Annotated in this window: 24 protein-coding genes and 1 riboswitch; of the genes, 9 read left to right on the top strand and 15 right to left on the bottom strand. The window is 60.4% G+C overall.

The genetic code is table 11. The features are described from left to right. Positions 1-11: 11 nt before the first annotated feature. The 9 genes from apnL to oiaX all read right to left on the bottom strand — a co-directional run bounded on the left by apnL (position 12) and on the right by oiaX (position 10,791). The gene (gene apnL, locus JJQ51_RS28630) at positions 12-1,889 is read right to left on the bottom strand and encodes a D-apionate lactonase (protein ID WP_269245576.1); all 1,878 of its coding nucleotides are present in this window, start codon (positions 1,887-1,889) and stop codon (positions 12-14) included. Beyond that, positions 1,886-2,920, bottom strand: a complete 1,035-nt coding sequence (locus JJQ51_RS28625; protein ID WP_269245575.1) for a Gfo/Idh/MocA family protein — start codon at positions 2,918-2,920, stop codon at positions 1,886-1,888. The genes apnL and JJQ51_RS28625 overlap by 4 nt, the downstream gene beginning before the upstream one ends. Position 2,921: 1 nt before the next feature. Continuing rightward, the gene (locus JJQ51_RS28620) at positions 2,922-3,986 is read right to left on the bottom strand and encodes an ABC transporter permease (RefSeq protein ID WP_145317892.1); all 1,065 of its coding nucleotides are present in this window, start codon (positions 3,984-3,986) and stop codon (positions 2,922-2,924) included. Continuing rightward, the gene (locus JJQ51_RS28615) at positions 3,983-5,536 is read right to left on the bottom strand and encodes a sugar ABC transporter ATP-binding protein (RefSeq protein ID WP_269245574.1); all 1,554 of its coding nucleotides are present in this window, start codon (positions 5,534-5,536) and stop codon (positions 3,983-3,985) included. The genes JJQ51_RS28620 and JJQ51_RS28615 overlap by 4 nt, the downstream gene beginning before the upstream one ends. Then, a complete protein-coding gene (locus JJQ51_RS28610) occupies positions 5,533-6,177 on the bottom strand; it encodes a DUF2291 family protein (protein ID WP_113351123.1) in 645 nt (214 codons plus the stop codon). The genes JJQ51_RS28615 and JJQ51_RS28610 overlap by 4 nt, the downstream gene beginning before the upstream one ends. Before the next feature lie 74 nt (positions 6,178-6,251). Next, positions 6,252-7,193 carry a D-ribose ABC transporter substrate-binding protein gene (locus tag JJQ51_RS28605; RefSeq protein ID WP_113351124.1) on the bottom strand — a complete coding sequence of 314 codons (942 nt, stop codon included), beginning with the start codon at positions 7,191-7,193 and terminating at the stop codon, positions 6,252-6,254. Between the two features lie 80 nt (positions 7,194-7,273). After that, on the bottom strand, positions 7,274-8,101 hold the full coding sequence (locus tag JJQ51_RS28600) for a phosphogluconate dehydrogenase C-terminal domain-containing protein (protein ID WP_113351125.1): 828 nt from the start codon (positions 8,099-8,101) through the stop codon (positions 7,274-7,276). A 90-nt stretch (positions 8,102-8,191) separates the two neighbouring features. Further along, positions 8,192-9,526, bottom strand: a complete 1,335-nt coding sequence (locus tag JJQ51_RS28595) for a four-carbon acid sugar kinase family protein (RefSeq protein WP_113351126.1) — start codon at positions 9,524-9,526, stop codon at positions 8,192-8,194. Between the two features lie 5 nt (positions 9,527-9,531). Further along, positions 9,532-10,791 carry a 3-oxo-isoapionate-4-phosphate decarboxylase OiaX gene (oiaX, locus tag JJQ51_RS28590; protein WP_269245573.1) on the bottom strand — a complete coding sequence of 420 codons (1,260 nt, stop codon included), beginning with the start codon at positions 10,789-10,791 and terminating at the stop codon, positions 9,532-9,534. A gap of 186 nt (positions 10,792-10,977) precedes the next feature. On the opposite strand from oiaX, the gene JJQ51_RS28585 reads away from it, so the two are divergent. From JJQ51_RS28585 to JJQ51_RS28575, 3 genes are all read left to right on the top strand, one after another. After that, positions 10,978-11,682, top strand: a complete 705-nt coding sequence (locus tag JJQ51_RS28585) for a transcriptional regulator NanR (protein ID WP_069615499.1) — start codon at positions 10,978-10,980, stop codon at positions 11,680-11,682. A 103-nt stretch (positions 11,683-11,785) separates the two neighbouring features. Next, positions 11,786-11,998 (top strand): hypothetical protein, encoded by a 213-nt coding sequence (locus JJQ51_RS28580; RefSeq protein ID WP_113332702.1) that lies wholly within the window; start codon positions 11,786-11,788, stop codon positions 11,996-11,998. A gap of 200 nt (positions 11,999-12,198) precedes the next feature. Beyond that, a complete protein-coding gene (locus JJQ51_RS28575; protein ID WP_113351128.1) occupies positions 12,199-13,071 on the top strand; it encodes an undecaprenyl-diphosphate phosphatase in 873 nt (290 codons plus the stop codon). Positions 13,072-13,149: 78 nt separating this feature from the next. On the opposite strand, the gene JJQ51_RS28570 is transcribed toward JJQ51_RS28575, so the two are convergent. From JJQ51_RS28570 to thiM, 4 genes are read right to left on the bottom strand one after another with little or no spacing between them, the layout of a single operon-like run. Beyond that, a complete protein-coding gene (locus JJQ51_RS28570) occupies positions 13,150-13,914 on the bottom strand; it encodes a 3-oxoacyl-ACP reductase (RefSeq protein ID WP_113351129.1) in 765 nt (254 codons plus the stop codon). Continuing rightward, positions 13,911-14,732 (bottom strand): bifunctional hydroxymethylpyrimidine kinase/phosphomethylpyrimidine kinase, encoded by an 822-nt coding sequence (gene thiD / locus JJQ51_RS28565; RefSeq protein WP_113351130.1) that lies wholly within the window; start codon positions 14,730-14,732, stop codon positions 13,911-13,913. The genes JJQ51_RS28570 and thiD overlap by 4 nt, the downstream gene beginning before the upstream one ends. After that, entirely contained in the window at positions 14,729-15,364 is a 636-nt protein-coding gene (gene thiE / locus JJQ51_RS28560) for a thiamine phosphate synthase (protein ID WP_113351131.1), read from the bottom strand. The genes thiD and thiE overlap by 4 nt, the downstream gene beginning before the upstream one ends. Further along, positions 15,361-16,164: a hydroxyethylthiazole kinase gene (gene thiM, locus JJQ51_RS28555; RefSeq protein ID WP_113351132.1), complete on the bottom strand. Its 804-nt coding sequence runs from the start codon at positions 16,162-16,164 to the stop codon at positions 15,361-15,363. The genes thiE and thiM overlap by 4 nt, the downstream gene beginning before the upstream one ends. 51 nt (positions 16,165-16,215) lie before the next feature. Continuing rightward, positions 16,216-16,312: riboswitch (TPP riboswitch) on the bottom strand. A gap of 228 nt (positions 16,313-16,540) precedes the next feature. Between thiM and JJQ51_RS28550 the strand changes: the two genes are divergently transcribed. From JJQ51_RS28550 to JJQ51_RS28540, 3 genes are all read left to right on the top strand, one after another. Next, positions 16,541-16,687 (top strand): DUF1127 domain-containing protein, encoded by a 147-nt coding sequence (locus JJQ51_RS28550; RefSeq protein WP_015342994.1) that lies wholly within the window; start codon positions 16,541-16,543, stop codon positions 16,685-16,687. 563 nt (positions 16,688-17,250) lie between these two features. Then, positions 17,251-18,126, top strand: a complete 876-nt coding sequence (gene yghU, locus JJQ51_RS28545; RefSeq protein ID WP_113351133.1) for a glutathione-dependent disulfide-bond oxidoreductase — start codon at positions 17,251-17,253, stop codon at positions 18,124-18,126. Between the two features lie 213 nt (positions 18,127-18,339). Next, complete coding sequence (locus JJQ51_RS28540) at positions 18,340-19,950, top strand: hypothetical protein (RefSeq protein WP_113395039.1); 1,611 nt, start codon at positions 18,340-18,342, stop codon at positions 19,948-19,950. A gap of 52 nt (positions 19,951-20,002) precedes the next feature. On the opposite strand, the gene JJQ51_RS28535 is transcribed toward JJQ51_RS28540, so the two are convergent. Together JJQ51_RS28535 and JJQ51_RS28530 are read right to left on the bottom strand one after the other, a co-directional pair. Next, positions 20,003-21,379 (bottom strand): sigma-54-dependent transcriptional regulator, encoded by a 1,377-nt coding sequence (locus JJQ51_RS28535; RefSeq protein WP_113351135.1) that lies wholly within the window; start codon positions 21,377-21,379, stop codon positions 20,003-20,005. Next, entirely contained in the window at positions 21,376-23,253 is a 1,878-nt protein-coding gene (locus JJQ51_RS28530; RefSeq protein WP_113351136.1) for a sensor histidine kinase, read from the bottom strand. The genes JJQ51_RS28535 and JJQ51_RS28530 overlap by 4 nt, the downstream gene beginning before the upstream one ends. 219 nt (positions 23,254-23,472) lie before the next feature. Here JJQ51_RS28530 and JJQ51_RS28525 point away from each other — a divergent pair, with 219 nt between their 5' ends. From JJQ51_RS28525 to JJQ51_RS28515, 3 genes are all read left to right on the top strand, one after another. Next, positions 23,473-24,801, top strand: a complete 1,329-nt coding sequence (locus tag JJQ51_RS28525) for a dicarboxylate/amino acid:cation symporter (protein ID WP_113351137.1) — start codon at positions 23,473-23,475, stop codon at positions 24,799-24,801. Between the two features lie 294 nt (positions 24,802-25,095). Then, positions 25,096-25,629, top strand: a complete 534-nt coding sequence (locus JJQ51_RS28520) for an NUDIX hydrolase (protein ID WP_113351138.1) — start codon at positions 25,096-25,098, stop codon at positions 25,627-25,629. 306 nt (positions 25,630-25,935) lie between these two features. After that, positions 25,936-26,181 (top strand): helix-turn-helix domain-containing protein, encoded by a 246-nt coding sequence (locus JJQ51_RS28515; RefSeq protein ID WP_113332692.1) that lies wholly within the window; start codon positions 25,936-25,938, stop codon positions 26,179-26,181. Positions 26,182-26,316 lie beyond the last annotated feature (135 nt).

Below are 26,316 nucleotides of genomic sequence, written 5' to 3'. Positions count from 1 at the left end.
GCGAATGAAGGTCAATCCATCAAAGTCGTGGAAGCGGTGCTATAGGCATCAAGCGTAAGCCTCGTATTTCCGGGCTGCTCCAGCAGCCGGAACCTTCCCAGCTGAATCTGTTGCGAGGCGGGTGTGATGTTGACCAAATGGAGTTGTCGAGCCGCTCCAGGCTGCGCCGTGATGAAGGCGAGCACGGAGGTCTGATCGGACGACAGGCACTCCTGCCACTGGCTGCCTGCGAGGCGAGACAAGGTGGAGACGACGTTAAAAAGCGGTCGTGTGGTTCCCCGCGCCGACGGCTCTTTTTCTCCGGCGATCAGGCCAAAAGGCCCGGTCAGCGCCGAAAGCGTCAGGCATTCCAATCCGGCATCGAGGACGCGGACGGCATAGCCGAGTGCAAAGGCCTTGCCGAAGCGGGCATTGTGCCGTGGATCGGTGTTGGCCATGGCGATGCGGCCGCCGCGGGGATTCTCTATCGTCCGGCTGCCATAGGGGTTCTGCCGCATCGGTATGGTCGATGGTCCGATACGGTAAGGCTTGTCGCCGTAGATGGCGCGTATGGAACGCGTGATGAAGGGCAGCGCTTCCAACGTCTGCATGACGCTCAGATCGTCGGCCGCATGCACGATGGGATTGGTGCAATGTGTAATGAAATCGAGACTGTCGGCGGGCACTCGCTTGCGATTGAGTTCGGTGAAATAGCTCAGCATGCCGCCGCCGATACGCACATCGGGAAAGGCGGCGTGCGCGGCGGCATAGACTTCCTCAAGAGGCGGGCATTCGGGCCATTTGCTGCCCGGCGGCGTCGATTGCCGGTCCACGGAAGGCGAGATCATGATTGCATCGGGCTTGAAGCCGACCGCTCGCATCCAGCCTGCTATTTGCTGTGTTTCAACAAGAGGTGGCTGGTGGCAGGGCAATGCGATTTCCAGCGTTGATCTGCCGGCATGAATCGCGGCAACGGCTGCGAAGCGTTTGAACGCATCGGCGCCATGGCCGGTATCGGGATCGAAGTGAAACAGCAGTTCCTGCGGGGCAATTTCGTCTAAGCGCTCGCGCGCAGCCAGCGTCGCATCCACTTCCTCCGGCGTAATGACAAGGCCGATCGATGGCATGGCACCGGATTTTGTCCCCGCGCTTAGGGTGATCGCGGCATCCGACGTATGGGAAAAAGAGGGTGGAGAACGCCGCTTATCCCCGATGGTCAGAACGATACGCTGCCGCATCGGCTCGCTGGCCGGAATGCGATAGGGCCAAGGCAGGGCAAGCGGGCGAACGTAGGTCTTATAGGAAGCATCGGACCAGTTGCGCTGATCTTCCATCTCGAAGGTGTCGCCTTCCACCCGGCACTCAGCGGTTACGTTCGCCATCACGCCATGCGTAATCGCCCGCATATCCTTGAAGGGCTGCCAGGGTTCGATAAGATCGGGGAAATGCGTGCTCTCGCGGCTGCCATCGACATGCTCGACCGATACCGGTGTACCGGCAACACCCACGATCGGGTGCAGGATACAGAAGCCGCAGCGGTTGGTTTCGAAGCCGGTCGTCGAGAGCGCTATTGCCTCGAAGGTCAGGGCTTCATCGGCCTCAGCTGTTATCCGCACGTCAATCGCAAGTTCGGTATTCTCAGGGCCTCTGCAACGCGCAACATAGCTGACCAAAAAGCCATCCTGCTGCTGATTAATCCGCAGATCGTCGATATCGGGCGCATAGGTGCCCCAATCACGATCGCGAACCAGATAGGAAACGGCTCGCAAGACTTCGATGCCGTCGTAACGAATGGCTCGGAGATTGCCGTCCTTAAAATCGACCTCAAGCCTGCCCGCTGTCAGTCGCACCGGCGGCGTTTCGAGCTCGCGCGTGCCGTAAAGCTGGAACGGATCGATCTCGCTCTTCATTGCAGCATCGCTCCGATATCGACGGATTTCCCGTTGGCGGCACTCTCATAGGCTGCTTCGACAAGCGCCAGGGTCTTGAGATTGTCAGCGCCTGACGTGGAGGTTTCGCCACCACTGGCAAGGCGGTCCGTCCAATGCTGCTGGATCGCCAGGACGCTCTCCTGAATATTGTGCCAGGGACGCGAGGCCCAGGACAGAAGCTGGGGTGATGCATCCGATAGGGTCACGCCATCGGCACCGCTGACCTCAAGCCGATATCCCTGCGAGAGGCGAATGCTACCCTTCGTGCCGTCGAGCTCGATCAGCGTTTCAGGGAATGGCTCGGCCGCAAGCTTGGAGGCATAGCTGACATCGACGATCGACGTCGCGCCGTTTTCATGGTCAAGCAGGATGGTTGCGACATCCTCGCCCTTGATCTTCGGATTGACCCGTTTGGTGCGGGCCGTCAGTGAAGAAACGTCGCCGAGGATGAAGCGGGCGATGTCGAGCGTATGAATGCCGAGATCCTCGATGATGAACCGTTCGCCTTCGGCCAAATAGGGCTGCCCCGAAAACACATCATAGCCGGAGCGGAAGGAGAAGCGCCCCCAGAAGGGCTCGCCGATCGCGCCGGACTGGAGGGCACGCTTGACCGCCTGAATGGGCGTTTGCCAGCGGAAGTTCTCATGCACCATCAGCGGCACGCCGGCTCGCGCACAGGCCTCTACCATTGCCTTGGCGTCGCTCAACGTCTTTGCGAAAGGCTTCTGGCAGATCGCCGGTATCTTGTAAGAGGCCGCCATCTCCACCAGGGCGCGATGGCTTTGCACCGTCGTTGCTATATCGACGAAATCGAAGCCCCTATCGGCGAACAGGGTGGCTGCGTCCGTGTAGCGGCGTTCGATACCGAACTGGTCGCCGACGAGTTTCAGCCGCTCCGGATCGCGGTCGCAGATCGCGGCGATGCTGGCGCCTTCAACGTCTTGCCACGCATGCATCTGATTGATCGCGAAGAAGCCGCAACCGATCAATGCGCCCTTGAGTTCTGCCATTTCAGCCTGCCTTTGCCATTTGCATGAGAGTTACGCGCTGCTGGAGGCGCCGCTGCGCCTGATCCACGACGACAGCGATGATGATGACACATCCCTTGATCACCATCTGCCAGAAGGATGAGACGCCCATCATCACGAGGCCGTCCGAAAGGATGCCGATGACGAAGGCGCCGACGATCGTGCCGCCTATGGTGCCGCGGCCGCCCGACATGGATGTGCCCCCGAGTACTGCCGCTGCAATGGCGTTCAGCTCGAAGCTTTCGCCGGTCGCCGGATGCGCCGCCATCAGCTCCGACGATATAACAATGCCGACGATGGCAGCGCAGAGCCCCGAGAACATATAGACGAAAATCTTGACCACATCGACGCGGATGCCGGACATGCGCGCGGCGCGCTCGTTTCCGCCGACGGCGAAAATGTGCCGGCCGATCGGCGTCGAGCGGGCGACATAGGCGGCGAGTAGCGCCAGCACGATCAGGATCCAGATGGAAACGGGCAGACCAAGCATGCGGCCGGCGCCGAAGACATCGAAGCCTGTCGTATCATATTCCGACCGGCCCACCAGGTTCGGAAAGGTCTGTCCGTCGGAAGACAGGAGCGCGAGGCCGCGGGCGATATAGAGCGTTCCGAGCGTGGCGATGAAGGGCGCGACGTTGAGCTTGGTGATGAGCAGGCCGTTGATGAGCCCGATCAGCAGCCCGACGGCCAGCGTGATGAGAATGATCTCGTAGATGTTGAAGTAAACGGTATAGCCGATCGGCAGTTCGACGCCGTTGAGGATAAGGGCGCCTGCCACCATGCCGCAAAGGCCGACGATCGAGCCGACCGATAGATCGATCCCGCCGGTGACGATCACGAAGGTCATGCCCATGGCGAGAAACGCGTTGAGCGCGACGTGCTTCGACATCAGGATGATGTTGGCGGTCGAGGTGAAGTTCGGTGCAAAGATCGCAAAGAAGATGACGACGGCAAACAGCGCGATGAAGGTCCTGAGCTTCATCAGCGTCAGGAGAACGGAGCCGTTCGAGCGATTGGTCGCAAAGGCGGAGGACGTATCTGCGGTCATGAAGCGAGTTTCCCTGTATGTCCGTGTCCCTTGGCGGATGCTGCGATGATGGCCTCTTCCGTCGCTTCGCTGCGGTCGAGAACGGTCACGAGCCTGCCGTTGCTGAGCACTGCGATGCGGTCCGAAAGTGCCATGACCTCTTCAAGGTCCGATGTTGAAAACAAGATTGCGAGACCCTTGCCGGCGAGCCTGCGCATGGTGCGAAAGACGTCAGCCTTGGCGCCGACATCGATACCGCGGCTCGGCTCGTCCATCAAAAGCACCTTCGGATCGGTCATCAGCGCCTTGCCGATGACGACCTTCTGCTGGTTGCCACCGGACATGGAGGTGACCTCGAAATCCGGATTGGGCGCCTTGATCGAGAGATCGCGGATCATGTCGCGAATGGCGTTCTTTTCGGCACCCGGATCAATATGGAAAAACAGCCGGGCGAAACGGCCGAGGCTCGCAAGCGTCAAATTGCTGGCGATGGACAGGACCTGCACCAGTCCCTCGCGCTGACGGTCCTCGGGGATCAATGCCAGGCCGTGCCGGATGCGCCTAGTGGTGTCGTGTGCGCGAACCTCGACCCCATCGATGTAGATCCGCCCGGTCGAATGCATATGCCGGCCCATCACACATTCGAAGAATTCGCTACGCCCGGCACCCATCAAGCCGTAGATGCCGAGGATTTCGCCGGCGCGCACCGACAGCGAGACATGATCGACGGCAAGGCCGCCCGTGCGTCGCGGCAGGCTGATCTCCTCGGCACGGAAGGCTTCCTTGCCGATCGCATGGCCACCGTCCCTGGCGAAATCCTTGGCGTCCGATCCGATCATCGATCTGACGATCCATTTCGTATCGATATCGCGAACCATGGCCTGGCCGGTGATCTGTCCATCACGCAGCACGGTGATATAATCGCCGATGCGCATCAGTTCTTCCAGCCGGTGCGAGATATAGACGATGGCGACGCCTTGAGCCTTCAGTTCCGCAATGACCTTGAACAGAATGTCGACTTCTGCCGCAGATAGCGCCGATGTAGGCTCGTCCATGATGAGGATGCGGGCATCGAGCGAGATGGCCTTGGCGATCTCGACGAGCTGCTGTTGCCCGATCGGCAGATCCTCCACCATGGTTTCGGCACCTATGCCGGCATCGAGCCGATCCAGAAACGCGTTGGCCCTTGCGATCTGCGCCTTGTGATCGATACCGAAAATGCCGCCGGTGATTTCGCGCGTGGCAAAGATGTTCTCGGCCACCGTCATGTTGGCAAAGAGATTGAGCTCCTGGAAGATCATGCCGATTCCGCGGGCCTGTGCGTCGGCCGGGCTGCTGAAGGAGACTTCCTCGCCCGCGAGCAGGATGCGGCCCGAAGTCGGCCGTTCGACGCCGGCGATGATTTTCATCAAGGTAGACTTGCCGGCACCGTTTTCGCCGACGAGCACGTTGACCGCGCCGCGGTGCAGCTCGAGGTTGGCGTGCCTGACGGCGACGATGCCGGAATAGACCTTGGAAACGTCCTCCAGGCGCAGGATGATGTCGTTGCTTGGGGTTCCGCTCATGGTCATTGCCCCAATGTCAAGGCTGAAGGCGTGATCAGGGGAAGCTGGCCGGATAGGGGCAGCGGAAACGCGCCCGTTACGGTGATCGTCTTTCCGATCAGCTGGTTGCGAGGCAGAGCTGCCAGAAAGGACGAGTTTGCCTTCTCATTGAAGGCTTTGCCGAATTGAGCCCACTCGATCTGGTTTCTGAATTCGTTGAAGTCCAGAAAATCAAGCGCGTCGCGTAGCGCCGTGCCTCGGATCGCAGGGCCGATCTGCACCTTCGCGTCCGGCTTGCCATCGCCATCCACATCGACGTCGAGGGTTCCGGCGCGAGAGGCTGTGTCGGCAGCCACGATCTTGCCGCTCAGTTTGACGGCATAAGTCCACGGCGATGAAGCCTGTTTTCGCGGGTTTCCGTATTTTGCGCCGGCATCGTCCGGATTGGCGGCTATGGCTTGCAGCACCGTCTTAATGTCACCCGCGCGCTTCTCAATAGCGGGCAGTGCCTGGGGTTGCCAGATCGCCTCCGCCTTGGCTGCGGGGTCGAAGGCACTCTTTGCCGCCGCTGCCGCCTTCTCCTCGGGCGTCGGCGTTTTGATAATCTTGCAGCCGGGCAATGCCGCCGCCAAAATAAGGGCCACGAGCGCGCCTCTGGTCCTCAACATGCAATGCACCTCGATCTTGCAGGAAAGACATCGGGAGAGCGCGGTTCCGCGCCCTCCCACTTAGTGGTCCGCCATCAGTTCTTCAGTGCGAAGGTTTCGAGCTTGTCGGCGTTGTCGGCATTGATGAGGACGCAATCCATCAATTGCTTCTCATCCTTCGGCGCCGTCTTGTTCTTGATATAGGCGTCGGCCTGTTCGACCGCCTTCTGGGCCTGGGCGTAAGCCGGCTGCATGACCGTCGCCTTGATGCCGCCCGCCTTGATGGAGTCGCGCACATCGTTCGACCCGTCGAAACCAACGACGATCACGTCCTTGCGGCCGGCGGCCTGCAGAGCGGCAATCGCGCCCATCGCCATAGTGTCGTTGCCCGAGATCACGCCCTTGATATCGGGATTTGCCTGCAGGATGGTTTCCATCTTGGCATAGGCCTCGGTCTGGCTCCAGTTCGCCGACTGCTTGGCGACCAGCTTCAGGTCGGGATAGTCGTCGATGACGTCGTGATAACCCTGAGAGCGGATACCGGCATTGGTATCGGCTTCGCGGCCGACGAGCTCGGCATAATTGCCCTTCTCGCCCATCAGCTTGACGAACTCCTGCGCGCCGAGCTGTGCGCCCTGATAGTTGTTGGAAACGATCTGGGCGACGGCGATGCCGGTGACGTTGATTTCGCGATCGATGAGGAAGGAGGGGATGCCCGCATCCTTGGCCTTCTTCAAGGCGGCGACCGTCGCATCCGCACCAGCATTGTCGAGGATGATGGCCTTGGCGCCACGCCCGATCGCTGTGTCGATGACTTCCGATTGCTTATTGGCATCGTCGTCATGCGTCATGACGAGCGTGTCGTAGCCCAGCTCCTTCGCCTTGGCTTCGGCGCCGACGGCCTCTGCCTTGAAGAATGGATTGTCGAAGGCCGGCGTGATGATGGCGATTAGGTCGGCGGCGAAGGCCGGCATCGCCGTGCCCAGCGCCAGTGCGGCGGTAAAGGCTGCAAGTGTCAGTCTGCGTGTCAGTTTCATGGTCTCCTCCCAGTTATGAAACAGGCCCTGTTCCCGGCAGGGCAGCAAGGGGAGGGCATTGCCCTCCCGGGGGACGTCGATCAGGTGATGCGACGGATGCTTTCTGCGATCTCCTGCGGCTCGAAAACCTTCTTCCAGTCGTCGCGCATGAGGGCAGGAATGCCGAATTCGATCGCCTTGTTGCAGGCGTCGGAGAACACGCCGTCGACTTCCTTGAAGATGACCGCGCCGAGCACGTTCATGTGGCCGAGCAGGAAGTCGCGGGCGGCTTCCGCCGGAACGCCGCGGGCGACGCACTCATCCATAGCCTGACGCATGACGACGAGCAGCGAGGCGCAGACCGTTTCTGAAAGGCCCGGCTCCAGCATCGCCATCTGCTCGACGGTGACCCGGTGCGAACGCATGACCGGCGCCCAGATGACCTTGGCGATTTCCTCGCCGAGCGCATAGGCGCTTTCCGGACCTTGCATCAGTGCCGAAACGATATGCTGCTTGGCAAAGAGGCCGCCGAAATGGTCCTTCTTGGCCTGCATCTCAGTCTCGTCGTTGAAGATCGGCGGATGGCAGGGATGGGTGACGAAATAGGTGAGGTCCTCGCGCTGCGGCAGATGGCCTGCAAAGGGGGCGGCGGCGTCGAGCGCGACAACCATCGTGCCGGGCTTCAGCTTATCGACGATGCCGGTGGCAACCTTGCCGATCGCGGTATCCGGTACTGCAAGGATCACGACCTCTGCGCCGTCCAGCGCGGCATCGACGGGGACGCAATCAATAGAAAGGTCATTCTTCAGGCGGGCCTTGCCGGCATCGCTGACCTCGACATGGCGCACATCGAAGCGCGAGCCTTTCAGGTTCTTGGCGAGCCGGTAGCCCATTTTGCCGCCGGCGCCGAAAAGAGCAATTGCAGTCATCTTAGTACCTCGTTCACTTTCAATGTGTGGTATCGCAAGTGGTATGATGAGTCAATGAGTATGCCAATATCATACCGAAGAATGCCGCAGCTATGATCCCCTCCCGTCGCGGATCTGCGCGAAGTAATCGTCGGTGCCGACCTGCCCGCCTTTCAGCGCGATCTGCAGGCCATTGGTGGGCGCGTAGCTGCCATGGGCGGTGCAAAGCGGCGAGCCGGGGGTTTGCGGCAATGGAAGAAGCGTCGTCAGGGCCTCGACGCGCACTTCCTTGAGCGCGTGGCTCGACGTGTCGCCGCCGGCAATGACGACGCGACCGAGGTTTTCCTGCTCGATTAACTGCCGCAGGATCGTGCCGAGAGCCTGCCCCAGGCGATGGCGGGCGCCGGGAATGCGGTCGATATCGCCGCCGCGGTCGGCGGATGGGCCGAGTGCCGTATGAAGAATGACGCTGCGGCCGGCCTTGAGGCTGGCCACGCCCGCGGCGACGGCTGCGTCCAGAGCACGCTCGACGCTCTCGCCGACAAGCTCTATGGGATCGAGATCGATGCCGTCAAAACCGTCGGCTGTGGCACGCCGGATTTGCCGTTCGGTCGTCGGCGATACGCTGCCGGAGACGACCGCAAGGCGGTCGACCTTGCCGGGGCGGGCGAACTCCGGCTTTTCTCCGATCAAACCTTCGTTGCGCCAAGCATCGAGAAGGGCATATTCGACACCGGATGAGCCTGCGACAAAAGCATTGCCTTTGCCTGCAAGGCGCCACAGCTGATGTCCTGCGGCAGCCTGGGTTTCCGGGCTGTCGACATCAAGCAGCAGGACACCCTCCTTGCCTCTCGCCAGAGCATCGAGCCGCGCATCGGCATCGGCTGCCTGGATCGTGATGAGATCGGCGAGGCTGACGGGGAGGGACGTCTGCCTGCTCAGATGCAAGGTGAGATCGGCCTCATCCATTGGCGTAACGGGATGCCGGCTCATGACTGGATGCCGGTCGATGCGAAAGACTTCGCCTTGGTAGGCCGCGAAAAGGTGGCCGAAAGCGGTGTAGCGTTTCAGCTGCGGCGCTCCGACCACAACGGGCACGACGGGTTGTGCAAAGAGCGCTTTGCCGATCTCGATCGCCTTGCCGATGTTGCCGATGACGGGACTGGAATCGAAGGTCGAGCAGACCTTGTAATGGCATATCGCGGCATTGAGGCTCTTTAGCCATTCGATTGCAGGCGTCAGATGCTCATCCATCCATTGCGGCGTTTCGCTGCGGCTGGTGCCGGCAATGCCGATGGCGCGGCAATCCTTGAACCGCTCCAGCATGGCTTCACCTGGAATGCCGAGGAAGAGAGCCGTCGGCACGCCATTTGAGGCAAGCGCCTCCATGACGTCGGTGGAGCCGGTGAAATCGTCGCCGTAATAGCTGAGAAGAAGGTTGGACATTGCTGCTAGGCGTCCTTGCCATCACTGAATTTTGCGATCGAGGCGGCAAGCTCCGGATGAGCCCTCGCATAGTCGGCAAGCGGTATGTCCGAAACCGCTGCCTGCCAGGCCTGCTGGATGGCGCGAACGCCGGCCGCCGGTCCGAAGGGATGGCTGACGATGCCGCCGCCGCAGAGATAGAGAAGGTTCGTTGTCCGGCCGGTGCGCTGGTAGGTTTCCGGCGCCTGGCCGCCCCATTGACCGGAGCCGGCGACAGGAAGCGGACAGTCTGTGGGATCGAAGAGCGGCGTACTGATGGCCTTGAAGGATTCGACGAAGCTATCGTCCGGTTCCCAATATTTGACCCTGATGCCGTTGATTTGGAACTGGTCGACACCGAGCAGGCGCCAGAACTGCTGGTACACCTTGAAATCCATGCCGGCGCCGGGATGGCGCGTCAGCACATCCCAACCATTGCGATGCGCATGCAGGACGAGGCTGGAGCGCTTGCGCAGGAAGCTCATGCCGCCGAACCCGATAGAGTTTATGTTGACAACAGCGCAATTGCCGCCGGCCTTCAGCACGAGATCGTGGTTGCGCATCATCTCGTCGGGATCGGCATGCGAAATGCCGAAGGCATACATGACCTTCTTGCCCGTCTTCTGCTCGTGATCGAGGATCAACGGCATGATGGCTTCGACGCGCTCTTTCAGCGGCGAATAGGCCGGGCTCATCAGCTTCTCGTCATCCTTGATGAAATCGACGCCCGAGCCGATCAGCTCGCCGACAAGCGCGGCCGTTTCCTCTGGCCGAAGACCGAGCGCAGGCTTGACGATCGTGCCGATGATCGGGCGACCGCTGACTCCGGTCAGACGCAAGCTGCCGGCAACCCCGAATTGCGGGCCGGGATGCGCATCACGGAAGGCCTCCGGCAGCTTCATATCGACGATGCGGATGCCGGTCATGCCCTTGATCGAGAAGACGCCACCGATCGCGATCGTCATCAACGCCGCAAGATCGGTGCCGATGGCATCCAGCGGGAAGGCGATGTCGACATCGGCGCGATGGATCGGGCCATGGCCCTCGGCCACCTCCGGCCAGGTTGGACGCTCGGCGTCGGCAAGGGGGCGGATCGCGAGGACACGCGCGGCCACACGCGCCTTGAGCTCTTCCGTCTCGCCCGGCACGGCGACGAAGGTGCCGGTCGATTGATCGCTGGCGATCTTACGAGCCATCGCCTCGATGCTGCCGGGCGTTTCGATACGGTAGGTGATGGTGATGATCATGAGTGGATGAATGCTCCTCTCGCCGACGATTTTTCGCGTGGCGCAAACTGGTGATCTGGTATAATGAGTATTCCAACTTCTGCAACGATTTTTTTGTCCGGTTGCAGATAAGGCGACTCGTATGGGCTTCCGCCATGGCGGCCAAAAATGCATAAGGGAGGAAAAGCTTTGGGAAAGCGGGATTCCATGAGCCAGCCAGTCGAACAAATTGTACGTCGAAAGCTATCCGATGAAGTATTCGACCGATTGGAGCGGTTGATCACGTCGGGAGAGCTCAAGCCTGGCGATGAGATGCCGTCCGAGCGTGTTCTTATGGAGCGCTTCGGTGTCGGGCGTCCGGCGATCCGCGAAGCCATGCAGGCGCTTGCCAATATGGGGCTGGTCAACATTTCCCATGGTGAGCGTGCCAAGGTGCTTCAGTTGACGGCGAAGTCGATCTTCCGGCAGGTCGATCTCACCGCAAAGATCATGTTGTCGCAATCGTCCGATTCGCTCGAACAGCTGAAAAGCGCCCGCATCTTCTTCGAGCGCGGCATGGCCCGCGAGGCGGCCCAGCGCGCGAGCAAGAAAGATGTCGCCGATCTCAATGAGATCATCGAGCGGCAGCGCGCGTCCCTCGGACACGCCGAGGACTTCATTTCTGCCGATATGCAGTTCCACACGCGCATCGCTCAGATTTCCGGCAATCCGATCTTCGCGGCTGTCAGCGAAGCGATGCTCGCATGGCTGAAAGCCTATCACACCGACATGCTGATCTGGACCGGCAAGGAAAAGTTCACCCTAGTCGAACATGAGGAAATCCTTGCGCGCCTGGCTGAAAACGATGCAGATGGCGCCGAGCAGGCAATGCTCAAGCATTTGGAAAGATCGCGCGCGCTCTACACAAAATGAACATCCGTTCTCGCCCCCGCGCCGGCACGGCGCCTGGATGCCCCTGTCGTAATTCCTCCCAAATCCCAATGGAATCTATTGGTACTCAAATGAGGTGTGCGTGATGATTGATTTCTTTCAGCGAAACATGGCGCTTTTCCTGGCCGCCCTGATGACAGCAGTGGCCGTAACACTTTACAATCTGAGCTGCCTTCTGCTCAGGCATCATCATGCGCTGCTGCACAATCTGCATCATGCGGCAGGCGCCCTAGTCCTCCTTGCAGGCTTCTACACCATGATCCGCTACATGCAGGCGCTGCCGGATGATGAAGGCTAGAAATACGCCAAACTCCGAAATTCGAGCCGGCAATTTCAGATAGAGTTCAGCCTGCGCGGCTATATCCTCGCCCTGTCCCGATGCGAAATCGGCGACGCCCTAACCAGGTGTTGCCAATTTCAAACCGGGAACCAGTTTCACAGCTAGTTCGTCGCACCACTCCGGTGCAAAGCCCCATGAACAACTGAGGATATCAAAACGTGGCTGATGTTTGTACGCAAGGCGTGGATACGGGCTTTGTTGCCTTGGGCTATGCCAAGATTGCAATTCTGGGCATCGTGCAGGGATTGACCGAGCTGCTGCCGGTTTCGTCCACTGCCCATATGCGCCTGGTGCCGGCCCTGCTTGGCTGGCAGGACCCCGGTTCTGCCTTCTCGGCTACGATGCAGCTAGCAGCACTCGCCGCGATCGTCTCCTATTTCTGGAGCGACGTTCGTTACGTCACATTTGGGTCGCTCGATGCCATCAGGCAAAGGGACTGGAGCTCTCCTTCCATACGGCTTGCGATCGCCATCGTGATCGCGACCGTACCGATCGTGATCGCCGGTCTGCTGCTGTCATCCTCCCTGAATGCCTGTGGCACCTCGCTCCGCAGCCTTTGGGTGATCGGTATCGCCTGCCTGGTCATGGGCTTGTTGCTGGCGATCGCCGAACTCTACAGCCGCCATCGGAAAGACATTGAGCAGATGACGCTGATCGATGCTCTGTTCGTCGGCATCACGCAGGTCGGTGCGCTTGTCCCCGGCGTTTCTCGCTCTGGTTCGACGCTGACCGGCGCGCTCTTCCTCGGATTGAAGCGTGAGGAAGCCGCCCGATTCTCCTTCCTGCTCGGCTTGCCTGCCATTGCGCTCGCCGGCTTGAAGGAACTGTATGAGCTCCATAAGGCGCATATTCCGATGGAAGCCTGGTCGGTTCTGCTCGTCGGCCTGATCGTCGGCAGCATATCGTCGTTCATCACCATCTGGGGGCTGATGCGCTTCCTGGAGCGCTTTTCGACCTGGCCTTTCGTCATCTACCGAATCGTGCTCGGCGCCGTCATTCTTTTTGGCGTGCTGACCATGGGCTGGGCCTGAGCAAACTGATTTTTAGCGTGCTGCGGACTTAAAAGGTGGCGCTGCTCTGGAGAGCAGCGCCTTTTCGTTGCGGAGCGACTATCCGAAGACCAGGCCGCCATCGACGATCAGGTTCTGTCCGGTAACGGCCCGTGCCCAGGGGCTTGCAAAGAAAAGAACCGCATCGGCAACCTCGTGGGGCGTGGTGACGCGTCGCAGCGGCGTATTCGCGGCTATGATGTCGAATACAGCTTCCGGAGTAGCGCCACTTGCATCCGTCGTGCGCAGAAGGCCGCCGGAGACCATGTTGACGGTGATTCCCAGTGGCCCGAGTTCGGCGGCAGCCGTGCGGGTGAGCGACAGCAATGCCGCCTTGGCGGCTGTATAATCGTGATAGGGCACGACGGGGTTTTGGAAGAGATTGGTACCGATCGTAACAATCCGTCCAAAGCCTGCCTGCGCCATCGCCGGCCGCGCCGCTTGTATGAGGTTCAAGGCGCCCTCCAGCGCGGTTTCCAGCTGCCTGGTCATCTCGGCCCAGCTCAAGGCATCCAGCTTCGAACGTGCGTCACCGTTGAAGCTGAAATCAGCCAATGCATTGTGGACGATGGTCGTCGGTACGCCGAAATGCCCGGTCACCTCGAAGACGAGCCGCTTGGTGTCGTCGAGGTCGCGGATATCGGCTTGAAAGGCCTTGGCATGATCGCCGAGCTTTGCTGCGAGCGCCTCCGCGCTCTCGCGGCTGGCGCGATAGTTGACCGCCACTTTCGCACCTTCCCGGGCGAAGGCCGTCGCTATGGCAGCACCAAGGCCGCGTCCCGCACCGGAAACGATGACAATCTGATCTTTGAGTGAGAGGCTCATTTCTCTGCTCCTTGTCTGTTTGGCCAGAGCGCATGGAAATGCTGCACAGGCCCGTGGCCACTTCCGACGGAAAGCTGGTCTGCGGCAGCAACCGCGGCGGCGAGATAAGTCTTGCCAACAGCGACAGCTTCGGGAAGCGACAGGCCCTTGGCGATCTCTGCCGCGATAGCGCTGGAGAGCGTGCAGCCTGTTCCATGCGTATTCTTGGTCGGCAGCCGCTCCGCCTCGAACCAAGTCACATGATCACCGCTTGCGAGCACATCCGGGCTTTCATCCCCTTCGAGATGACCACCCTTGACGAGGACTGCCGAAGGCCCGAGCATGGCCAAAGCAAGCGCCTGACGCGCCATGTCTTCGCGGCTTTTCGCCTCCACGTCATGCAACAGCGCAGCAGCTTCGGGCAGGTTCGGTGTAACGACGGTAGCCAGCGGCAGCAGCCGCGTGGTCAGCACGTCAACGGCATCGGCAGCCAGTAGGGCGGCGCCACCCTTGGCGATCATGACCGGGTCGAGGACGACGGGTACATCGCGATGTCGCGCCAGAATGTCCGCGACGGCACTGGCGATGGCGGCATTAGCGATCATGCCGATCTTGACGGCATCCACATGGACGTCGGCAAAGATCGCATTGATCTGGTCTGCCACGAAATGTGGAGGCACCGGATGGACGCCGGTGACGCCTTGCGTGTTTTGCGCGGTCAAGGCAGTCAGCGCTGCCATTCCATAAACGCCGCGGGCGGAGAAAGCCTTCAGGTCGGCTTGAATGCCAGCGCCGCCGGAGGGATCGGAGCCAGCGATGGATAAGACATTGCGGATCATTGGCGAGCCTCCTTGATGGCGTTCGCGATGACAGTTGTCGCGGCTTGCGGGTCCGGTTGGTCGCATATGGCCGAGACGACCGCGAGACCATCGGCTCCGGCCGAGTAAACGCTTGCGGCATGCTCTGCCTTGAGGCCGCCGATCGCGACTGATGGAACGGGGCATAGCCTGACGATGCGGGCAAGCCCGTCGAAGCCGATCGGCTGCTTGTGATCGGGCTTGGTGGGCGTGGCAAAGACCGGGCCGATCCCGGCATAGTCGACGATGCCGGGATCTATGGAGGAAGCGAGAGCTTCCGTTTCCACCGAGAGGCCGAGGATCATGTCCGGCCCGATCAGGCGGCGTGCTTCGGCGGCATTCATATCCTCCTGTCCGATGTGGAGGCCATCGGCGCCAATGGCGATGGCAGCCTCGACATTGTCGTTGACGATCAGCCGGACATTTGTTCCCTGCAGGATTTGCTTGAGGGCGCGGCCCGTCTCGATCATGGTGGCTGTCGGTGCATGCTTGTCGCGCAGCTGTACGATGGTTGCGCCGCCGGCAATGGCTGCACGGGTGGTTTCAATCATGCCGAGGTTGGCACATAGCACCGGATCGAGGACGAGATAGAGCGAGAGATCGAAGTCTTTCATGCCGCCGATATCCTTGCATTGCGATCCAGCACTTCCGGGCTAAGGCCGGCGAGGGCGTCGAGGAAGCGCCAGGAAAAGGAGCCCGGCCCGTCTGCAGCCGCTCCGGCCTGTTCGCCGGCGACGGCAAAGACCGCGAGCGCCGCAACGGTTGCATCGAATGGATCATCCGGCATTGCCGCAGCAAAGGCACCGACGAGGCAGGTCAGCGAGCAGCCGAGGGCCGTCACCTGCGGCATGAATGACGAACCGCCGGCGATGCGCTTTGCCCTCCGCCCGTCGGTCACGAAATCCGTAACGCCGGTAACTGCAACGACGCAGCCATGCTTTCCCGCCAATTGCCGGGCGGAATCTTCCGCGTGTTCGACGGCGTCGCGGCTATCGACGCCCTGGCCGCGGCTCGTGCCGCCGGCAAGCGCGATGATCTCGGACGCGTTGCCGCGAATGATCGCCGGCTTTAGCTCGATCAATTGCGCGACCGCCTTGCGGCGGAACGTGGTCGCATAATGGGCGACAGGATCGAGGACCCAGGGCTTGCCCGCCTCGTTTGCCGACCGGGCAGCCTTCAGCATGCCCGCAAGCCAGCCGGACGAGAGCGTGCCGATATTGATCGTCAGCGCGCCGGAGATAGCGGCAAACTCGCCGGCCTCCTCTTCGGCATGTACCATTGCCGGCGATGCCCCGGCGGCAAGCATCACATTGGCCGCGATATTCATGGCGACGAAATTGGTGATGCATTGCACCAGCGGAGGGTTAGCCCGCATGGTGCGAAGCAAATTGCCTGCAGTTGTCTGGTCTTGCATATCGCCCCTTTCAGGCGGGCGAGACGCACAGGGACGACGTGCTGGTGCTTTACGAGGTCCCGAGCGACTCCCTCCGCCAGCATGATCTGGTTCAGGTTCGAAGGGTGCTTCTCAGCCCGCCGGATGGCGGACGCCCCTGTCTCTCATCTCTCTTCTTTTCGCAGACAAAGACGGCGCTGTCACCAGCAAATCACAAAAGCCATGCTGGCGAGTGAGATTGCCTGCTTTCTCGGCGACCCATGCAATGGATGCATAGGTGGAGTGATCCCTTAGCTCTGCAAAAACCTGTGGGCTTCGACTATATGTTTCTCATCGAAGCGACGGGAGCGCCAAGCACGGCCGCTCAGCTTCGAAAGCCCAAGGAAAGGGGATCATCATGAACGTAGCACGCTCTTTCAATAACTGGCGCAAGTATCGTCAGACGGTCGCCGAACTGGGCCGTATGTCCACGCGCGAACTGCATGATCTGGGTATCGATCGCGGCGAAATCCGCAACGTTGCCCGCGCAGCGATCGCTCGCTAACGGCCGCACCGGCTCCTAATAAAGCTGAATTATGTCAGCGCCTGTTCCCCTTGAGCAGGCGCTTTTGCTTTATGAATATCACCGTTCCTTTTCGCCGCGCTTGCTGAAGATTGCATCAATTTAGCTCTCTGCTTTTCGCATGGCGCATAACTGCCTTGCAAAGAAATGCCTATGAACTGAGCAAAAGACTGGTATGTTCCTCTTATCGAAGGGATGCATCTCCTCCCGCATCCCTTCGCTTCGCAGACGTCCTTATCCTCCTCCCAGGGACGGCTGCAGGAATAGCGGAACTCCTCCTCCCATCCGCTGTTCGGTTCTTGTAAAAAGCCTGCCGCTCCTCCTCCCGCGGCAGGCTTTTTCGTTTCATGGACCTCCAGAAGATTGGCAATGACCTAACTCGGTCGAGAAGCTGGCGCTCCAACCCAAGCGGCAAGAGCGCTTCCGCATTAAAGTGTGCGCATTCTCCTCTCGCAAAAATGAAGAGTCGCCCCTATGTGCGACCTATGTAGCGCGCTACATCGAAGACCAACCCCAACGTGATTCCCCGAAACAGGAGGATGCCCATGACCGGTTCTGCCGAATATACGCCGCCGAAAATCTGGACCTGGAACAAGGCCAATGGCGGCCAGTTCGCCAATATCAATCGCCCGATTGCCGGCCCGACTCACGAGAAAGAACTGCCGGTGGGACGTCATCCCCTTCAGCTCTATTCGCTTGGAACGCCGAATGGCGTGAAGGTCACCATTATGCTCGAAGAGCTGCTGGCACTTGGTCACAGCGGCGCGGAATATGATGCCTGGCTGATCAAGATCGGCGAGGGCGATCAGTTCGGCAGCGGTTTCGTCGATGTCAATCCGAACTCGAAAATCCCGGCTTTGCTCGACCGCAGCGGTCCGAAGCCGGTCCGCGTTTTCGAATCGGCCTCGATTTTGATGTATCTCGCCGAGAAATTCGGCGCCTTCCTGCCTACCGAGCAGCCGGCTCGGGCCGAATGCATCTCCTGGCTGTTCTGGCAGATGGGCAGCGCGCCCTATCTCGGCGGCGGCTTCGGTCATTTCTACGCCTATGCTCCGACAAAGATCGAATATGCGATCGATCGCTTCGCCATGGAAGTGAAGCGTCAGCTCGACGTGCTCGACCGTCGGCTGGCCGAAAGCGAATATATCGCCGGCAGCGACTATACGATCGCCGATATTGCCATCTGGCCGTGGTACGGCGGCTTGGTCAAAGGCTGGCAATATGGCGCGGCCGAGTTCCTGCAGGTGCAGGATTACAAGAATGTTCAGCGCTGGGCAGAGCAAATCTACGCGCGTCCTACCGTCAAGCGCGGCCGCATGGTGAACCGCATGTCGGGCGATCCATCCGAGCAGCTGCGTGAGCGCCACGATGCCAGCGACTTCGAGACGAAGACGCAGGATAAGCTGGAAGCCGCTGGCTGATACGACAATTCCCTTTTGCTGAAATGAGCTCGCGTTCCTCCGGATCGCGAGCTTTTTATTGCTCTTGCCACCGGCGTTGCCGGTCTCGACAAGTCAGCCTCGCTCCACCTTGCGAAGCATAAAGTTCGGCTGCCGAGGGTCCGCCGCTCGGCATAGAGCGCGGCGCGATCCTGCGAAGCGTTTTCGAGTTCGGCGAAAGAGGAATGCTTCTCCATGCAGCAAATTGCTGACGACTGTACCCTGGATGAGAACGTGACCGCGGGTGCGTCGTCGCAGCAGCGAGGCGAGGCGAGGGGTGCGCTTCTGAAACATCTGGTGTCGGGCGGCGACGAACGGCTGGATTGCGATCCGGTCAGCGGGCTCAACATGTATGGCTATGGCCCCTCGCCCCGACCCGAAGATCTCGCTTTCGGTTCGTCGACGGCATCGACCATCTCCGCCGCCGCCTTTGTCGCGGTCGAATCCTATTACGCGGATTTGACGCAGGAGATGGAAACAAGCTCGCCGAAGGCTATCTACGACCGCGAAATCGGGCGCGTGCGTGACGATCTGCTGCGCTTGCTTGGCCTCAGCCAATCGTCGCAGCCGCGGATCGATGCCATCCTGGCCACATCGGGCACGGACATCCATCTTTTTTCGGCCTCGCTGTTGGCAGGCGAGGACGAACGTGCCCTGATGACCATCACGCTGATGGGGAACGAGACAGGCAGCGGCGTCATGACGGCGTCGGCCGGGCGGCATTTCATGAGCCGCGTCAGCAGCGAGCGAGCTGTCGTCAAGGGTGAGGAATTGCGGGCGGGCAACGCAACGCGCAACGCCACCATTGCTGTGCGCAACAAGGATGGTTCCCTCCGCGCCGAGAGCGAGGTGGAGGAGGAGTTGCGCGGCCTCATCGAACTTGCCCGCGCAGCCGGCCTCAGATGCCTGCTTGTGGTCACGGACGTTTCGAAAACCAGCCTGCTGGCCCCGGGCCTCGGGACCGTTCTGCGTCTGAAGCAGCGCTTCGGTACGTTGCTGGATATCATGATCGACGCCTGCCAGTTTCGCCTGTCGGCGGCGACGATCCACGCCTATCTCGCCCATGGCTTCATGGTTGCGCTCACGGGTTCGAAATTCCTTGCCGGACCGATTTTCAGCGGGGCGCTTCTCTGCCCGCCACAAATGTCGGAACGCTTCAAATCGTGCGCACTGCCGGCGGCCTTGGCGGATTATTGCGGAAAGGCAGAGTGGCCAGAGGGCTGGGCCGCCCGCGATATATTGCCGGAGCGTGCCAATCTCGGCCTGCTGCTGCGCTGGAAAGCCGCGCTGTTCGAGCTCGAACGCCTCGTCGGTATAGCTGAAGATCGTGTGGTCGCGGTCTTGTCCGCTTTTGCCGCGGCAGTCTCTGATCGTCTTGCGAACGATCCGGCTTTTGAGCCTTTGCAGAGCCGGCCATTGGACAGGCGTGAACTGTGGGGCGCATCATCGGCTCTTCGCTGGGACGAGATTCCCTCCATTTTCTCGTTCTACCTGCGCAATTGCACGGATGGCGCGATGCTGACTGCGACGGAAATGGCGGCGGTTTACAAGGCGCTGGCCATCGACGGTGACGGGGTTGCATCCGTGCGTCTCGGGCAGCCCGTTCGCTGCGCCGATTTTGGCGATGTACCGGCAAGTGCCCTTAGAATTTGTTTGAGCGCGCCGCTGGTCGTGGCTGCTTCCAAGAGCGATGAAGCGCTTGCGACGGTGATCGCGCAAGCGATGCTGGTTCTGGATCGCACCGCCGAGGCAGCGGCTCGACTAAGCGCCGGTTCCAACATCAAGGAGATGCGCCGCAGTGCCTGAAGCGCGTGGTGGAAACCCGCTTCAGCTGGCATAGTCCGCTCTTGGCGATGGATCACGAACCTCGGCGCTCGTCCCCGTCAAAACCAGCGAAATCGCCTCTGACGATGCCGTGCCGCTGGAGCTTGTCGTAGAAAGTCTTCCTGGGAATGCCGAGCGCTTCGATAGTACGGCGCACATCGCCATTGTTCTGCGACAGGGTTTCGCGGATGAGTTCGGCTTCGTAACGTTCTACTCGAACCGGCAAGGGCAAACCTTCGTCGGCCGCCGGCACCTCGTCGGATTTTGCCGTTGTTGCCGATTCGAGGCCGAGCACGAAGCGCTCGGCAAAATGCGAGAGCTCGCGAACATTGCCCGGCCAGTCGTGCTGTTGCAGATGGCGGCGCACCGCTGTGGATAGGGCCGGCACCTCGCGCTTGAAGCGTCCGGCGGCGCGATCGGCAAAATGGCCAAAGAGCAGGGGGATGTCATCGCGCCGTTCACGCAGTGGCGGAATAGAAAGTGTGACGACGTTGAGGCGATAATAGAGATCCTCGCGAAAATCGCCGCGTTGGCGAGGATCGGCGAGATCGACCTTCGCCGCCGCCACGACGCGAAGATCGACAGGACGGACTTCGTTGGTGCCGAGCGGCGTCACCTCGCGCATCTCAAGCACACGCAGCATCTGCACCTGGATCGCAGGTGGCATGCTTTCGATCTCGTCGAGAAACAGGGTGCCGGAGCTGGAATGCTCGATGCGCCCAACGCGCTTCTTCTGCGCGCCGGTAAAAGCGCCTGGCTCATGGCCGAACAGCTCGCTTTCAATCACGGTTTCGGGCAGGGCGCCGCAGTTCAGCGCAACGAAATTGCCCTTCGCGCGCCGGCTCCAGCGATGCAGCAGGCTCGCCACCACTTCCTTGCCGCTGCCGGTCTCGCCCGTGACAAGCACATCGACATCCGTATCGGCGATCTGCCGCAGCGTATAGCGCAGCCGCTCGATGGCGGGCGTCTGGCCAATCAGGGGCAGATCGCCCTGCGCCTGCTCCGCCGCTTGCCGCAATGCCCGATTCTCCAGGATGAGCCTTCGTTTCTCAGCCGCGCGTCGCACGCTTTGCACCAGCCGGTCCGTGGCGAAGGGCTTCGCGATGAAATCATAGGCGCCGTCCTGGATCGCCTGCACCGCCATCGGAATATCGCCATGACCCGTCATGAGAATGACCGGCAGATCGGCGTCGAGCGTCTTGATGCGGGCAAAGAGCTGCAGTCCATCCATCTGCGGCATGCGGATATCGGAGACGACAACACCCGCAAAATCGGCGTCGAGAACAAGAAGCGCTTCGGCTGCGGCAGAGAAGGCGGATACTGCGAAACCAGCCAATTCCAGCGTCTGTTTCGTCGCCCTCAACAGATCCTTGTCGTCGTCGATGAGGAAAACGGGGAAACTCTCATTCATGGTGTGGCCTTGCGCAAATGGACGGTGAAGCGTGTGCCGCTGCCATTGCTCTCGACATCGATCCGGCCGCCATAGTCGACGACGATATCTTTTGAAATGACGAGACCAAGGCCGAGACCCTTTTCCTTGGATGTATTGAAAGGGGTAAACAGCGAATCGAGGATCGTCGCTGGAATACCGGGGCCGTTGTCCGAAACTACGACCTCGACCTCATTCGAAGTTTCGCGCACCGACACCTCCACCTTGGCCTGATCGCAGCCTTCCAGAGCTTCAAGAGCATTCTGAAAGAGGTTGATCAGCACTTGTTCCAGTCGGATGCGCGTGCCGACAACACCAAGGCCCGTTGGCGGCAACTCGATCTTGAGCGCATCCAGGCGACCCGCAAAGCGGCTCCTCAGCAGAACCACGGCTCCTTCGATCACGCTTCTGAGGTCGACTGGCTCCGGTGCGGTCCTTCCCTTGCGGGCGAAGGCTTTCAGTTCTTCGGTGATCGTGCCGATACGCTCGGTCAGCGCCGCGATCGCAGAAAGGTTTTCCTTCACCGGCTCTGTCTGCTGCCGATCAAGGAAGACATTGGCATTCTCCGCATAGGCGCGGATTGTCGCGACCGGCTGATTGATTTCATGCGCGACGCCGGCGGCGACCTGACCCAGGATGGCAAGGCGATTGGCTTGCACGAGATCCTGCTGCACGCCTTGCAACTTGGCTTCCGTCGCACGGTGGTCGGCAATTTCCGCCTCCAGCCGGTCGCGGGCCTGGCTGAGATCCTCCGTGCGCTCAAGAACCCGGCGCTCCAGCTCCTCACGCGCGATCCTGTTGACAGCGATCTGCATGGCGGAAACATCGCGGCGACGCAGCAGGAAAGCGGCGAATGCGAGGATCGGCAGAAGGACGGTCAAGGCAAGGAAGCGCGTCTCGCGCACGGACGAGGCGATCGCCTGATCGGTCGGGATCAGGTAGCCAAGCTGCCAGGGTGTTGATGGAACGGCGACCGTCAGCCGCAAATATTCCGCAGCGCTGCTTCCAGGCAAAATGGCGCGCACGATGGTTGCATCCGGGCCGACTTTTTCGGGGTGGCTGACCGGAAGGGGCGAAAGCGGTGCCGCGCCGAACTGCAGGCTTTTTCGAATGGCGTCGGCTTCCTCGCGCGCAAGGGGGGTGGTCGTCATGAAGCGCCATGAGGGCAGGCTGGTGATGAGCACGACACCGCGTTCGTCGGTCACATAAGCGGGGCGGCCGGTCTCGCTCCAGTCGGCCTCCAGCTGATCGAATTCCATCTTCACCACAACGACACCAAGCGCAGAGCCGACATCGCCAACGCGTCGGGAAATGTAGAGGCCGGGACGATTGCTGACCGTGCCGAGCGCGTAATGCTCGGCGGTTCCCGTTTCCATGGCTTTGCGAAAGTAATCGCGGAAAGAATAATCATTGCCGACGAAGCTCAGCGGCTCGCGCCAGTTGCTGGAGGCCATAGCAACGCCGTCCTTGCCGGTGACGTAAAGGACGGATGCGCTGGTGCCGGTGACGAGACTTTCGAGCTTGCGATCCAAGGCGACGACATCGTCGATGTGCTTGTCGGCCAGCGCGTCTCGCACCTGCTGATCATCGGCCAGCAGTAACGGCAAAGCGCGCGGACGTTCGAGGACCGCGCGCAGTAGGGCAACCTTGAGGTTCGCATCCGTGTGCCCCTGCCGCTGCAGCCCTTCTATTGCCGAGAGCCGTCCATAGAAATTCGCGCCATAAAGGCCAGCCGCAATGATGGCCGCACTTAGAAACGCGAACACGAACCAGACCCGGCGGGAGCGCCGGCCCAGTTGCTCGGGCGTTAGAAATCGTTCGTTGGCCGGGCGCTGCAGCATTGCCGTATTGTGCATGATTTCGCGCGCACCGCAATTCGATCTGTGCGGATAGTCGCACAGATCGATGATCTTGGATCAGTGTCGGAAATTAAAATTTCAACAAAAGCAATATGTTAAAATCAAGGCATGCATCTGGCACAGTCATTGCAGAGAACGACGGAACAGTCGGAGGCTGTTGAATTCTAGTCGTCGCCCGGAGGGCCGAGAGATCGGTTGGGCTTAACGGAGGACATCATGATTGCTCCCATCGCTGCCGCGGAAGCGCGCGCCAAGGTTCCTTTTTACCGGCACCTCTATGTGCAGGTTCTGACCGCCATCGCCGCCGGCATTCTGCTCGGTCACTATTATCCGCAGCTCGGCACATCGTTGCAGCCGCTCGGTGATGCCTTCATCAAGCTGGTGCGCATGGTCATCGCGCCCGTCATCTTTCTAACGGTCACGACCGGCATCGCCGGCATGTCGGACCTGAAGAAATTCGGTCGCGTCGTCGGCAAGTCGTTCATTTACTTCCTGACCTTCTCGACCCTGGCGCTGATCGTCGGTCTTATCGTTGCTAACGTCGTGCAGCCGGGCGCAGGCATGCACATCAATCCGGCGACGCTGGATACCAAGGCCGTCAACAACTATGCGGCGCAGGCCCATGACGCGTCGGTCGTCGGCTTCCTGATGAACATCATTCCGGATACGATCGTTGGCGCTTTCGCCAAGGGCGATATTCTCCAGGTGCTGTTCTTCTCGGTCGTTTTCGGTATTGCGCTTGGCGCTGCCGGCGAACGCGGACGCCCGGTGACGGATTTCCTCCAGGCACTGACCACGCCGATCTTCCGCATGGTTGCCCTGCTGATGAAGTTCGCTCCCATCGGTGCCTTCGGCGCCATGGCCTTCACTATCGGCAAGTATGGTATCGGCACGATCGCCAATCTGGCCTTCCTGATCGGCACCTTTTACGCCACCTCGCTGCTGTTCGTTCTCGTCGTGCTCGGGGCCGTCGCCCGCTATAACGGCTTCTCGATCCTGGCGCTGATCCGCTACATCAAGGAAGAGCTGCTGCTGGTGCTCGGCACCTCGTCGTCTGAAGCCGCATTGCCGGGCCTGATGAACAAGATGGAGCGTGCAGGCTGCAAGCGCTCCGTCGTCGGCCTCGTCATCCCGACGGGCTATTCCTTCAATCTCGACGGCACCAATATTTATATGACGCTGGCAGCATTGTTCATCGCCCAGGCAACTGATACGCCGTTGTCGCTGGGGGATCAGGTCCTGCTGCTGCTGGTGGCAATGCTGAGCTCCAAGGGTGCCGCCGGCATCACCGGTGCGGGCTTCATCACGCTTGCCGCCACCCTTGCCGTCGTGCCTTCGGTTCCGATCGCCGGCATGGCGCTGATCCTCGGCATCGACCGATTCATGTCGGAGTGCCGCGCCTTGACCAATTTCGTCGGCAATGCGGTAGCCACGGTCGTTGTTGCCCGCTGGGAAAACGAACTCGACCAAACCAAGTTTGCCGCCGCCATGGCGGGGCAATTGAGCGAAGAAATCGAGGTGCCTGCCCTGCAGGCAGCCGAATAAACTTCGCATGTCCTCCCAAGGATGAAACGGCCCCTTCGGGGGCCGTTTTTTCGTTCGGTGCCGTTCGATCACAGTTTCGTGTAGCACTCTCAGATGGCTGATCCTTCCGCATCATCAACAGCCGCCTTCATAAAACTGTCACTGCAGCGGCTCACAGCATCATACGGACAGTTGTGAATTTCGACGAAACCCAAGCGAGCAGGAGAGCAGCGTGTCACAGACGATTTTTGTGAGCGCGAGCCGGCCAGTTTCGAGGGGCGTGTGCGTCGATCGACCGTGTCGCGAGTAGCGCGCATGGCTTTCTCACTTTCAGCGCAGCAAAAAGCCTTGCGACGGTCGGAGAGCTTTCTGTCCGAGCTTGCCGGTCATGCCGACGAGTTGCTGCACGGCCAGGTCCATGAGCAATATGCCGCCATTTGCTACAGGAAGGTGCCCGAAGGCGACGATGCCGAGATGCTCGTCGTCACAAGCCGGGAGAGCGGCCGATGGGTCGTTCCCAAGGGTTGGCCGATCAAGGGCAAGAAGCCGCATGAGGTTGCCGCCATTGAAGCTTATGAAGAAGCCGGCGTGCGCGGGAAGGTGAAGAAAAAGCCCTTTGGCTATTTTACCTATCTGAAGCAGCTTGCCGACGGCAGCCGCGTTCCCTGCATTGTCCAACTGCATCTGCTGGAGGTTGACCAAACGCTCCAGGACTTTCCGGAGCGAGGCCAACGCCGCGTCGAGTGGGTTTCCTTCATCGAGGCAGCCAATCGTGTGCGTGAACCGGAACTCAAGGGGCTCCTGCTTGCGGCCGGGCGGAAGGTGCGCAAGACAAAAGGCAAGAAATGATCTTCGTTGTTACAGGGTGACGTTCACAGCCGGGCGGGCGGCGGCTGACGTCGCAGGACGGCGTGCAGTGCCGTTCATTCCTCTGTAACCGTGACGTGTTGTCGCTATCACAGAATATTAAATCGCGACATTAGCCGAGAGCCAGGCGATTGGCAGCTATGCGCTTCCGTGCTTGCCCTCGCCGCATTGATGCCTATATTGACGCAGCGTTCGGCCGTGTCTGTTTAGGTCGATATGCCTCATGGCTGCAATAGCTGCCTTCACCCGGCAACGAATTGGCCGGCGGACTTTGGAAGGAGAAATTTCATGTCCATTACTCCGAATAATATCGATAGTTCAAAGGTTTCTACGGTTCCTGATGGTGAGATTGCTGCTGCTGTGCGGCAGGCGCGTGAAGCCATCGGTTACACGATTGACGACCTCTCGGAGACCTGTGGTCTGACCAGTGGGGAGATCACGGAAATCGAGGCTGGTGCCGAGGCCGATCCGGCGAAACTTCGCCGCATTGCGACCGCATTGCAGGTTCCGCCATCGACTTTCTTCATCGTCTGAACAAGCGGCGCACTTCGGTGCGCCTCTTCAATTCAGCGGCTCGCGTTTCGCATTGGCTTTCCATGCCGATCATCGCAATCGAAGAGCGCATCATCTCGCTTTCGCAGGCACATGCGTCTGCAACTGTATGAGCAA

Source organism: Rhizobium sp. AG207R (assembly GCF_027109195.1).
Classification (GTDB): domain Bacteria; phylum Pseudomonadota; class Alphaproteobacteria; order Rhizobiales; family Rhizobiaceae; genus Rhizobium; species Rhizobium dioscoreae.
This window is presented reverse-complemented; position numbering and strand designations above follow the sequence as displayed.

Bases quoted from the DNA above. Each gene is read 5' to 3' on its own strand.
- JJQ51_RS28540 (WP_113395039.1), top strand. From the start codon at position 18,340: ATGCAGCAAATTGCTGACGACTGTACCCTGGATGAGAACGTGACCGCG.
- JJQ51_RS28610 (WP_113351123.1), bottom strand. From the start codon at position 6,177: ATGTTGAGGACCAGAGGCGCGCTCGTGGCCCTTATTTTGGCGGCGGCA.
- JJQ51_RS28530 (WP_113351136.1), bottom strand. From the start codon at position 23,253: ATGCACAATACGGCAATGCTGCAGCGCCCGGCCAACGAACGATTTCTA.
- JJQ51_RS28625 (WP_269245575.1), bottom strand. From the start codon at position 2,920: ATGGCAGAACTCAAGGGCGCATTGATCGGTTGCGGCTTCTTCGCGATC.
- JJQ51_RS28550 (WP_015342994.1), top strand. From the start codon at position 16,541: ATGAACGTAGCACGCTCTTTCAATAACTGGCGCAAGTATCGTCAGACG.
- JJQ51_RS28605 (WP_113351124.1), bottom strand. From the start codon at position 7,193: ATGAAACTGACACGCAGACTGACACTTGCAGCCTTTACCGCCGCACTG.
- yghU (WP_113351133.1), top strand. From the start codon at position 17,251: ATGACCGGTTCTGCCGAATATACGCCGCCGAAAATCTGGACCTGGAAC.
- thiE (WP_113351131.1), bottom strand. From the start codon at position 15,364: ATGAAAGACTTCGATCTCTCGCTCTATCTCGTCCTCGATCCGGTGCTA.
- JJQ51_RS28620 (WP_145317892.1), bottom strand. From the start codon at position 3,986: ATGACCGCAGATACGTCCTCCGCCTTTGCGACCAATCGCTCGAACGGC.
- JJQ51_RS28570 (WP_113351129.1), bottom strand. From the start codon at position 13,914: ATGAGCCTCTCACTCAAAGATCAGATTGTCATCGTTTCCGGTGCGGGA.
- JJQ51_RS28525 (WP_113351137.1), top strand. From the start codon at position 23,473: ATGATTGCTCCCATCGCTGCCGCGGAAGCGCGCGCCAAGGTTCCTTTT.
- JJQ51_RS28580 (WP_113332702.1), top strand. From the start codon at position 11,786: ATGATTGATTTCTTTCAGCGAAACATGGCGCTTTTCCTGGCCGCCCTG.
- JJQ51_RS28600 (WP_113351125.1), bottom strand. From the start codon at position 8,101: ATGACTGCAATTGCTCTTTTCGGCGCCGGCGGCAAAATGGGCTACCGG.
- JJQ51_RS28520 (WP_113351138.1), top strand. From the start codon at position 25,096: ATGGCTTTCTCACTTTCAGCGCAGCAAAAAGCCTTGCGACGGTCGGAG.
- thiM (WP_113351132.1), bottom strand. From the start codon at position 16,164: ATGCAAGACCAGACAACTGCAGGCAATTTGCTTCGCACCATGCGGGCT.
- JJQ51_RS28615 (WP_269245574.1), bottom strand. From the start codon at position 5,536: ATGACCATGAGCGGAACCCCAAGCAACGACATCATCCTGCGCCTGGAG.
- JJQ51_RS28595 (WP_113351126.1), bottom strand. From the start codon at position 9,526: ATGTCCAACCTTCTTCTCAGCTATTACGGCGACGATTTCACCGGCTCC.
- apnL (WP_269245576.1), bottom strand. From the start codon at position 1,889: ATGAAGAGCGAGATCGATCCGTTCCAGCTTTACGGCACGCGCGAGCTC.
- JJQ51_RS28535 (WP_113351135.1), bottom strand. From the start codon at position 21,379: ATGAATGAGAGTTTCCCCGTTTTCCTCATCGACGACGACAAGGATCTG.
- JJQ51_RS28585 (WP_069615499.1), top strand. From the start codon at position 10,978: ATGAGCCAGCCAGTCGAACAAATTGTACGTCGAAAGCTATCCGATGAA.
- JJQ51_RS28515 (WP_113332692.1), top strand. From the start codon at position 25,936: ATGTCCATTACTCCGAATAATATCGATAGTTCAAAGGTTTCTACGGTT.
- thiD (WP_113351130.1), bottom strand. From the start codon at position 14,732: ATGATCCGCAATGTCTTATCCATCGCTGGCTCCGATCCCTCCGGCGGC.
- oiaX (WP_269245573.1), bottom strand. From the start codon at position 10,791: ATGATCATCACCATCACCTACCGTATCGAAACGCCCGGCAGCATCGAG.